The organism is Streptomyces sp. NPDC052299 (assembly GCF_040679335.1).
GTDB lineage: Bacteria > Actinomycetota > Actinomycetes > Streptomycetales > Streptomycetaceae > Streptomyces.
The window spans coordinates 1-10,564 of record NZ_JBFAUP010000047.1; the positions used below are offsets into that span (position 1 = coordinate 1).

The 10,564-nt window shown below is 73.7% G+C and carries 4 protein-coding genes; 3 read left to right on the forward strand and 1 reads right to left on the reverse strand.

What is annotated here, in order from left to right:
- Positions 1-92 precede the first annotated feature (92 nt).
- The 3 genes from AB0L33_RS35035 to AB0L33_RS35045 are packed head-to-tail and all read left to right on the forward strand — an operon-like array spanning position 93 to position 9,688.
- Positions 93-7,799 carry an SDR family NAD(P)-dependent oxidoreductase gene (locus AB0L33_RS35035; protein ID WP_365687807.1) on the forward strand — a complete coding sequence of 2,569 codons (7,707 nt, stop codon included), beginning with the start codon at positions 93-95 and terminating at the stop codon, positions 7,797-7,799.
- A gap of 27 nt (positions 7,800-7,826) precedes the next feature.
- Positions 7,827-8,858, forward strand: coding sequence for a ketoacyl-ACP synthase III family protein (locus tag AB0L33_RS35040; protein ID WP_365687808.1), 1,032 nt, complete (start codon positions 7,827-7,829; stop codon positions 8,856-8,858).
- Positions 8,852-9,688, forward strand: coding sequence for an alpha/beta hydrolase (locus AB0L33_RS35045; protein ID WP_365687810.1), 837 nt, complete (start codon positions 8,852-8,854; stop codon positions 9,686-9,688). The genes AB0L33_RS35040 and AB0L33_RS35045 overlap by 7 nt, the downstream gene beginning before the upstream one ends.
- Positions 9,689-9,772: 84 nt before the next feature.
- Here AB0L33_RS35045 and AB0L33_RS35050 read toward each other — a convergent pair.
- Positions 9,773-10,564: methylmalonyl-CoA mutase family protein (locus tag AB0L33_RS35050; protein WP_365687811.1), on the reverse strand; the 792-nt coding region annotated here is incomplete at its 5' end.

Sequence of the window (10,564 nt, forward strand, 5' to 3'; positions counted from 1 at the left end):
TCACCCCCACCCACCCCGACAGCATCACCCTCCACATCACCGACACCACCGGACAACCCGTCGCCACCATCACCTCCCTCGCACTCCGAGAGGTGGCCCCCGCCCAGCTGGGGCAGGTTCCCGGTGGCGCCGACGACGCGCTGTACCACCTGGACTGGGTCCCGGCACAGGCCGCCCAGGACACCGACGCCCGGCCGTTCGTCGTCGTCGGGGCCGGGCCCGCGTCCGTACGGGCCACCCGTCACGCGGACCTCACCGCTCTCCGCGACGCGCGGACGGACGGCGACTCCACCGATGCCCTGCTGTTCCTGAGCGCCGACGGGACGGACGACCGGTGCACGCCGGACGCCGCCCGGGCCGCCGTCCACCACGTGCTCACCGCCGTCCAGGAGTGGCTTGCCGAGGACCGGTTCGCCGACGCCCGCCTGGTCGTCGTGACGCGCGGGGCCGTCGCGACGGACTCCGCGACCGCGCCCGAGGCACCGGCGTACGCACCCGTCTGGGGTCTGCTGCGCACCGCCCAGACGGAGAACCCCGGACGCTTCGTCCTCGTGGACATGGACGAGGACCCGGCCTCCGCCGCGGCCCTGGCGGCCGCACTCGCAGGCGGCGAGGCGCAGTTCGCCCTGCGCGCGGGCAAGGTGCTCGTCCCGCGCCTCGCCCGTGCGGCGGGGCGCCCCGACATCCTGGTCCCCCCGGCCGGGGACGAGCCCTGGCACCTGGACGTCACCGCCCGCGGCACCCTGGAAGCCCTCACCCTGGTGCCCGGTGCCGAGGCGGCCGCCCCGCTCGGGCCGATGGAGGTGCGGGTCGCGGTCCGGGCCGCCGGGCTCAACTTCCGTGACGTGCTGATCGCGCTCGGCGTCTACCCGGGCGAGGCGTCCATGGGCACCGAGGGCGCCGGTGTGATCACCGAGACCGGCGCGGACGTCACCGGTCTCGCCGTCGGCGACCGGGTCACCGGCATGCTGCCCGGCTCCTTCGGACCCGTATCGGTCGTGGACCACCGGCTCGTCGTACGCATCCCCGACGCGTGGTCGTACGAGGACGCGGCCGCCATGCCCATCGTCTTCGGCACCGCCTACCACAGCCTGGTCGAACTCGCCGGACTGCGGTCCGGCGAAACCCTCCTCGTACACGCCGCCGCGGGCGGAGTCGGCATGGCGGCCGTGCAGCTCGCCCGCCACCTGGGCGCCGAGGTCTACGGCACCGCCGGCCCCGCCAAGTGGGACGCGCTGCGGGCCTCCGGCCTGGACGACGCCCACATCGCCTCCTCACGCACCCTCGACTTCGAGGACCGGTTCCGGGAGGCGACGGACGGCCGCGGCATGGACGTCGTACTCGACTGCCTGGCGCGGGAGTTCGTGGACGCCTCCCTGCGGCTGCTGCCGCGCGGCGGCCGCTTCGTGGAGATGGGCAAGACCGACATCCGCGACGCGGACGAGGTCGCCGCCGCCCATCCCGGGGTGGCCTACCAGGCGTTCGACCTGATCGAGGTCGCGCACCGGAATCCCGAGAAGTTCCGGCACATGCTGACCGAGATCGTCGCGCTCTTCGAGTCGGGCGCACTGCACCACTCGCCGGTCCGTGCCTGGGACATCCGCCGCGCCCCCGAGGCCTTCCGATTCCTGAGCCAGGCACAGAACGTCGGCAAGATCGTCCTGACCGTGCCGCCCGCACTCGATCCCGAGGGAACGGTCCTGATCACCGGCGGCACCGGTACCCTGGGCGCGCTCTTCGCCCGCCACCTGGTCACGGCGTACGGGGCCCGCCACCTCCTCCTGACCAGCCGCCGGGGTGCCGACGCCCCCGGGGCCGGCGCACTGCGGGCCGAGCTCGAAGCCCTCGGCGCGACCGTCACGCTGGCCGCCTGCGACACCGCCGACCGGGAGGCGCTCGCCGCCCTCCTGGCCGCCGTGCCCGCCGACCACCCGCTCACCGCCGTCATTCACACCGCGGGCGTCCTCGACGACGGCACGGTCACCGCACTGACCCCGGAGCGCCTGGACACCGTCCTGCGCCCCAAGGCCGACGCCGCCTGGCACCTGCACGAACTCACCCGCGACACCGACCTCGCCGCCTTCGTCCTCTTCTCCTCCGTCATGGGGGCCATCGGAGGCGCCGGCCAGGCCAACTACGCGGCCGCCAACACCTACCTCGACGCCCTCGCCGCGCACCGCCGGGCCGCCGGCCTCCCCGCCACCTCGCTGGCCTGGGGCTTCTGGGACCAGCGCAGCGAACTCACCGGTGACCTGGACGAGGCCGACCTCGCCCGCATGACGCGGGCCGGTCTGGTGCCCCTCGGCTCGTCCGAGGGCCTGGCCCTCTTCGACCGGGCGCTCGCCGACCCCGGCGCCGCCCTCGTCCCGGCCCGTCTCGACCTCGCCCGGCTGCGCACCCAGGCCGACAGCGGCTCGCTGGCGCCCGTGCTCTCCGGACTCGTCCGCGCCCGTACGGCGCGCCGTGCCGCCGCGTCGGCCGCTGCGGCCACGGGCGACCGCTTCGCCGGACTCGCCGGCAGCGACCTGGACCGGGCCCTGCTGGACCTCGTACGGACCAACGCGGCGACCGTGCTGGGGCACTCCTCCCCGGCGTCGATCCGACCCGACAGCAAGTTCAAGACGCTCGGCTTCGACTCCCTCTCCTCCGTCGAACTGCGCAACCGCCTCGGTGAGGCGACCAAGCTGCGCCTGTCGGCCACCGCCGTCTTCGACCATCCGACCCCGGACGCGATGGTCGCCCACCTGCGCGGCCTGCTCGGCGTCGAGGACACGACCGCGGCCCCGGCGGCCGTCCGCCAGGGCCCGGCGACCGCCGGCGCCGGGACCGACGACGACCCCATCGCCATCATCGGCCTCGGCTGCCGGCTGCCCGGCGGGGTGTCCTCTCCCGAGGAACTGTGGGAACTGCTCGCCGCGGGCGCCGGCACCGCCGACGACCTGCCCGACGACCGCGGCTGGGACCTGGAGGCCTTGTACGACGCCGACCCCGACCGCTCCCGCAAGAGCTACGTCCGCAAGGGCTCCTTCCTCTACGAGGCGGCCGAGTTCGACGCCGACTTCTTCGGGATCTCGCCGCGTGAGGCGCTTGCCATGGACCCGCAGCAGCGCCTGCTGCTGGAGACCGCCTGGGAGGCATTCGAACGAGCGGGCATCCCGCCGCAGTCGGTCCAGGGCAGCCAGGCCGGGGTGTTCGTAGGCGCACTTTTCCAGGAGTACGGCTCCCTCATGCACGAGGCCACGGAAGGAGTCGACGGCCTGCTGCTCACCGGCAAGACCACCAGTGTCATATCCGGCCGCCTCGCCTACTTCCTCGGTCTCGAGGGCCCCGCGATCACCGTGGACACGGCCTGCTCCTCCTCGCTGGTCGCCCTGCACCAGGCCGCGCAGTCCCTGCGCGGCGGAGAGTGCTCGCTCGCCGTCGCGGGCGGCGTCTCGGTGATGGCCACGCCCGGCATGTTCACCGAGTTCAGCCGCCAGCGCGGCCTGGCCACCGACGGCCGCATCAAGGCGTTCGCGGACGCGGCCGACGGGACGGCCTGGGGCGAGGGCGCGGGCGTCCTGCTGCTGGAGCGGCTGTCCGACGCCCAGGCCAACGGCCACCCCGTGCTCGCCCTGATCAAGGGTTCGGCGGTCAACCAGGACGGTGCGAGCAACGGGCTCAGCGCACCGAACGGTCCCTCTCAGCAGCGCGTCATCCGCCAGGCCCTGGCGAATGCCGGCCTGACGGGCACGGACGTCGACGTCGTGGACGCGCACGGCACGGGCACCAGGCTCGGCGACCCGATCGAGGCGCAGGCGCTGATCGCGACGTACGGGCAGGAACACTCGGCCGACCAGCCGCTGTGGCTCGGCTCGCTGAAGTCCAACATCGGCCACACCATGGCCGCCTCCGGCGCCGCCGGTGTCATCAAGATGGTGCTGGCCCTGCGGGAGGGAATCCTTCCGCAGACCCTGGGGGTGAACGCGCCGACGTCGCACGTGGACTGGTCCCAGGGATCGGTGGAGCTGCTGACCGAGCAGCGGCCCTGGCCCGAGGTGGACCGCCCGCGCCGTGCGGCCGTGTCGTCCTTCGGCATCTCGGGCACGAACGCGCACATGATCCTGGAGCAGGCCCCCGAGCCGGAGTCCCGGGTCGAGACGGAGGCGCCGGCGGATGTGCCGTGGGTGGTCTCCGCGAAGAGTCCGGCGGCCCTGCGTGAGCAGGCGGTGCGGCTCGCGGGCTTCGTCGAGCGCAATCCGCGGGAGTCGGTGGGTGCGGTGGCCGCCGCTCTGGTCGATTCACGTGAGCGATTCGACTACCGGGCCGTGGTGCTCGGCCGTGGGCGCGACGAGCTCCTCGCGGGCCTCGGCGCACTGGCCGGGAGTGACGCGGCCGGCTCGGTGGTGACGGGCGAGGCGGTCACGGGCCGCACGGTCTTCGTGTTCCCGGGTCAGGGTTCGCAGTGGATCGGTATGGCGGCGGGTCTGTTCGAGGCGTCGCCTGCGTTCCGGGCGCGGCTTGAGGAGTGCGCGCGGGCGCTGTCCGCGTACACGGACTGGGATCTGCTGGCGGTGCTGCTGGAGGGTGACCCGGACGGTCTGCTGGAGCGGGTGGACGTGATCCAGCCCGCGTTGTGGGCGGTGATGGTGTCCCTGGCCGAGGTGTGGCGTTCCTACGGGGTCGTGCCGGACGCGGTCGTGGGTCATTCGCAGGGCGAGATCGCGGCGGCTGTCGTGTCGGGTGCGCTGTCCTTGGAGGACGGCGCCCTGGTGGTGGCGTTGCGGAGCCGGGCGATCAAGGCTCTGGCCGGCCGGGGCGGGATGCTGTCCGTCGCGCTGCCCGCCGACGCGGTGCGTTCGTACTTGACGCGGTGGCCGGACGATCTGAGTGTGGCCACGGTCAACGGCCCGTCCTCCACGGTCGTTTCGGGCACGGACAGTGCTCTGGACGAGCTGGTCGCGGTGCTCGACGTGGAGGGCGTGCGGTCGCGGCGTATCGCGGTGGACTACGCCTCGCATTCCCCTCACGTGGAGTCGATCCAGGAGGAGCTGGCGCGGCTTCTGGCACCGGTTGTTCCCCGGGTGCCGGAGATCCCGTTCTATTCGACCGTTACGAATGAGGTGGTCGACAGCGCGGCACTGGACGCCGAGTACTGGTACCGGAACCTGCGGCAGACGGTCGAGTTCGAGAAGACGACGTGGAAGTTGCTCGCGGACGGCTTCACCACGTTCATCGAGTCCAGCGCTCACCCGGTTCTGACGATCGGTCTTCAGGAGACCTTCGAGGCGGCCGGTGCGGTCGCGGCGCTCGCGGTGCCGTCGCTGCGCCGTGACGAGGGCGGTCTTGAGCGGTTCCTGCTGTCCCTCGGCCAGGCGTGGACCCACGGCGTCCCCGTCGACTGGACTCCGCAGCTTCCCGAGGTCACCCACCCGGTCGACCTGCCCACCTACCCCTTCCAGCGTCAGCACTACTGGCTCTCCGCCTCCCACGCCGCCGCCCCCACCGTGTCCGACCTGGGCCCCGGCGCGGTCCCGCACCCGCTCCTCGGCGCGGCGGTCGAGCTGCCCGGCTCCGGATCACTGCTCTACACGGGGCGCCTCTCCCTCACGGCCCAGCCATGGCTGGGTGACGCGGAGACCCTGCCCGGTGCCACGTTCCTGGAGCTGGCCCTGCGGGCCGGCGAGGAGGCGCGCACCGGCCGGGTGGACGAACTCACGCTCCACGAACCCCTCGTCGTACCCCGCAGGGGCGGCGTGCAGCTGCGGGTCGAGGTCGGAGAGCCGGAGGACGACGGGCTGCGCAGGCTGTCCGTGCACTCCCGCCGTGAGGGCAGGGCTCCCGGCACCGCCTGGACCCGGCACGCCACGGCCGTCCTGGCCGCCGACGAGCCCGCTCCGGCGTGGGACCTCGAAGTCTGGCCGCCGCTCGACGCCGAACCGCTCGACGCGGGTTCGCTGCCCGGCGTTCGGGCGGCCTGGCGGCGGGACGGAGAGCTGTACGCCGAGATCGTCTCCGGTGAGGCGGACCGGCACGACCCGGCGGGGTACGCCCTGCATCCCGCCCTCTTGGAGGCGGCGCTCGGCTCCGCCGTCCTGACCGGACTCCCGGCCGGGGCCACCCCGGTGCGGTGGCGCGACGTCACTCTGCACGCCGTCGGCGCCACCACCCTCCGCGTGCGCGTCAGGGCCACGGTCGGCGAACCCCTCGGCGTCGCCGTCGAGATCGCGGACGGCAACGGGGCGCCCGTCGCCACCGTCGGCGGGATGCTGCTGAACGGCGGGGCCGACGACCGGGTCCGGCAGGCGGCCTCCGCCCAGCGCGGCGGGCTGTACACCGTCGACTGGACCGACGAGAAGCCCGCCCCGGCGGCCGGAGCGGCCCCGCACAGCTGGGCGGTGGTCGGCGAGGACGTCTTCCGGGCCCGCTCCGGGCTCATGGCCGCGGGCACCTATGCCGAGGCCCACCCCGGCCTGGACGCCCTGGCGGCCCGGATCGAGGCGGAGGGCGCACCCGCGCCCGATGTCGTCCTGGTCTCCGTGGCGGCCACCGCGGACGGCGACATCGCGGCCTCCGTACGCCGGGGTGTGGAGGAGGCGGCACAGCGCGTCCGCACCTGGCTCGCGGACGCCCGGTTCGCCGGCTCCCGGCTGGTGTTCCTCACCCAGGACGCCACCGCGGCCTCGGCGCCGCAGGGCGGCGACCCCGCCGCCGCGGCGGTATGGGGCCTGATCCGCGCCGCCCAGGAGACGGACCCGGACCGCTTCGTCCTGGCCGACACCGACGGGAGCAAGGCGTCGTGGCGCTCCCTGGTCAAGGCCATCGCCGCGGGCCACGACCAAATGGCCCTGCGCCGCAGCACGCTCAAGGTGCCCCGGCTCGCCCCGGCGGTCGCCGGCACCTGGCCCGCGTACGACCCCGAGGGCACGGTCCTCGTCGTCGGCCGGCAGGCCGAGCCGTACGCCCGCCGGCTGGTGGAGCGGCACGGAGTGCGGAACCTGCTGCTGGCCGGTGCGTGGGACACGGCGGATCTCGAAGCCGGGCTCACCGCAGCCGGCGCCCGGGTGACCGTGGCCCCGGTCGACCCGGCCGACCCGACGGCCCTGGCGGACGTCCTCGCGGCGATCCCCCCGGCCCACCCGGTCACCGCCGTCGTCCACGCCGTGGACGCGCCCGCGGACGCGGCCCGCACCGCGCAGGCCCTGTGCGAGGCGGCCGGGCCCGAAGCCGCGTACGTCATGCTCTCCGAGGAGGACGGAGCCTGCGGGGCCTTCCAGGAGGCATGGGCGCGGGTGCTGCGCAGCCGCGGGACCACGGCCGTGGCCCTGTCCGGCCGCCCCGGGACGGCCGGACCCGTCGACGGGGAGCTGCTGGACGCCGCGACGGCGGTCGGCGCGGCCGGAGTCGTCGTGGCCGAGCCGGACTTCGAGGCACTTGCCGCGCTCGCCGCGGCCGGCCGGCTTCCCGCCCTGTGGCGCGGCCTGGTCCGCGTACCGGCCCGGCGCACCGTCAAGGAGGGCCCGGCCGGGGCAGGCGGCTTCAAGCAGCGGCTGCTCGCCCTGGACGCCGCCGGATGCGACGCCCTGCTCCTGGACCTCGTCCGGGAACACGCGGCGAACGTGCTCGGCCACGGATCGGGCGACGCCATCGACGCCGACCGCAAGTTCCGGGACATGGGCTTCGACTCGCTCTCGGCACTCGCCCTGCGCAACGCCCTCAACGACGTCACCGCGCTGCGCATGCCGCCCGGTGTCGTCTTCGACCAGCCCACCTCGGCCGAGCTGGCCCAGCACATCAAGCAGCAGATCTTCGGCCGATAGAGAGCCGAGTCACCAAGGAGACATGGCGTGAGAGTGGAAGGCGTGTACATCGGCTCGGTCGGGGTGTTCCTGCCCCGCCGGGTGAGTGCCGAGGACGCGGTCGCGGACGGCCTCTACGACGAGGAGGTGTACAAGGCGAGCGGTCTGACCGGCACCCATGTGTCGGACGGGACACCGGCGCTCGACATGGCGGTCACCGCCGCCCGGCAGGCACTGGAACGGTCCGGCCTGGACGCCGAGGACGTCGAGTCGCACGTGCACAGCGGCGTCTACTACCAGGGGCCCGACGGGTCCTATCCGCCCGCGTACGTCCTGCGCGAACTCGGGGTCGGGCGGGTGCCGTCGCTGCACATCCGGCAGGGCTGCAACGGGATGCTCGCCGCGATGGAGGTCGCGGTCGGGCAGATGACCGGCGCCGCCGAGGTGGAGACGGTGCTGCTGACCACCGCGCAGAACTTCGCCACCCCGCTGATCGACCGCTGGCGCGGTTTCGGCGACTCCTACATCCTCGCCGACGGGGCGGCCGCGGCCGTGCTCAGCGGCGAGGACGGCTTCGCCGAGGTGCGCTCGGTCAACTCCGGGACGCTGCCGGAACTGGAGGCGTGGCACCGCGGCGACGAGTCGCTGCTGCCGCCGCAGGACGGGGCGGGCGAGCAGCTGGCCGTGGCCGAGCGGGCCGCCCTGTTCAACGAGCGGGAGATGTCGCTCTCGGAGACCGTCGAGCGGATCGGCGCCTTCGACCTCGACATCGTGCACCGCTCGCTGGTCGACGCCGGACTGAACGCCTCCGACATCGCCCGCGTCATCCCCATCAACCAGGACGGGCGCATGATCGAGTTCTCGGTCATGGCCCCCCTCGGCCTCCCGATGTCCCGCTCCAGCTGGGACTTCGGCCGCTCCGTCGGCCACGTCGGCGCCGCCGACCTGGTCATCTCCCTCGACCACCTGGTGCGCACCGGCGAGCTCGCACCCGGTGACCACGTCCTGCTGCTCTCCCAGGGACCCGGCTGGATCAGCTCCGCCGGGGTCGTAACGATCAAGGAAGTTCCCGCATGGTGACCACGACCGCCCACGTGTCCGTACCGGGCACCGAGCTCTACTACGAGAAGACCGGGACCGGGCCGCTGCTGTTCCTGATGGACGGCGGCGGTGGCGACGCGCGCCGCACCGCGGCCCTCGTCGAGCGGCTGTCCGACCGGTACACGGTCGTCACCTACGACCGGCGCGGCATGTCCCGCTCCGCCGTGGGCGACCCCGCCCCGGAACTGGGCCCGCAGGTGCACACCGAGGACCTGGCGCTGCTGATGGAGGCACTTGCGGACGGGCCCTCGCTGCTGTTCGGCCACAGCGTCGGCGGAGTCATCGGTCTCCACCTCACCGCGCGCCGGCCCGACCTGGTGTCGGTGTACGCCGCGCACGAGCCGTCCGAACTGGCCCTGCTCACGGGCGCCGACCGGGAGGCGGCCGCCGGTCTGATCGCCGCGGCCGAGAGCGACTACCGCACCTCCGGCTGGGGTCCCGCACTGGGCCACATGGCCCGGTTCAACGACATCGACGTGACCGCCCAGGACGCCGAACCGGACGTCGCACCGGCGCCCATGACCCCCGAACAGCTCGCCAACATCGAGTTCTTCCTCGCCCACGAGATCGGCTCCTACCGCCACCACCTGATGACCGACGCCGACCTCGACGCCCTCAAGTCGGGACCGGCCCGCGTCGTCCCGCTGGCCGGCCGCCCCTCCGACCGCAGCTGGTCCTACCGCTGCGCCCGGAATCTGGCGGACCGTCTGGGCACCCCGCTGGAATCCGTCCCCGGCGGCCACAACGGCCTCAAGACCCACCCCACGGGTTTCGCGGCCCGCCTCCACGAGGTCCTGACCACGTCCTGACTCCTGCCGCAAGACGACTGCCGCTCGTGGTCACCGTCCAGGTGACCACGAGCGGCAGTCGTCTTGTGCGGGGGAGGGGGAGCGCTACAGCTCGTGGCCGAGTTCGGTCGCGAGCCGCCGCACCAGATCATGGGCCGCGTCGGGGATGACGGTCCCGGGCGGGAAGACCGCGGTGGCACCCATGCCGAGGAGCGTGGGAATGTCGGCGGGGGGAATGACCCCACCCACGACGATCATCATGTCCTCCCGGCCCTCGGCCGCGAGCGCTTCACGCAGCGCGGGGACGAGGGTGAGGTGGCCGGCGGCCAGGGACGAGACGCCCACGATGTGCACGTCCGCCTCGACCGCCTGCCGGGCGACCTCGCCCGGGGTCTGGAAGAGCGGGCCGACGTCCACGTCGAAGCCCAGGTCGGCGAAGGCGGTGGAGATGACCTTCTGGCCGCGGTCGTGCCCGTCCTGGCCCATCTTGGCGACCAGGACGCGGGGACGGCGCCCTTCGGCCTCCTCGAACCGGCCGACGAGGGCGCGGGTGCGTTCGACGCGAGGTGATCCGCCCGCCTCGTGGCGGTACACACCGGAGATGGTGCGGATCTGGCCCGCGTGCCTGCCGTACACCTTCTCCAGCGCGTCGGAGATCTCCCCGACGGTGGCCTTGGCGCGGGCGGCGTCCACGGCCAGGGCGAGGAGGTTGCCGTCGCCCCGGTCGGCGGCGGCGGTCAGCGCACTCAGCGTCGCCTGGCACGCCTGTTCGTCGCGTTCTTCGCGCAGGCGGCGCAGTTTGTCGATCTGCTGGGCGCGTACGGAGGTGTTGTCGACCTTGAGGACGTCGATCTGCTCGTCGGTTTCGACGCGGTATTTGTTGACGCCGATGACGGG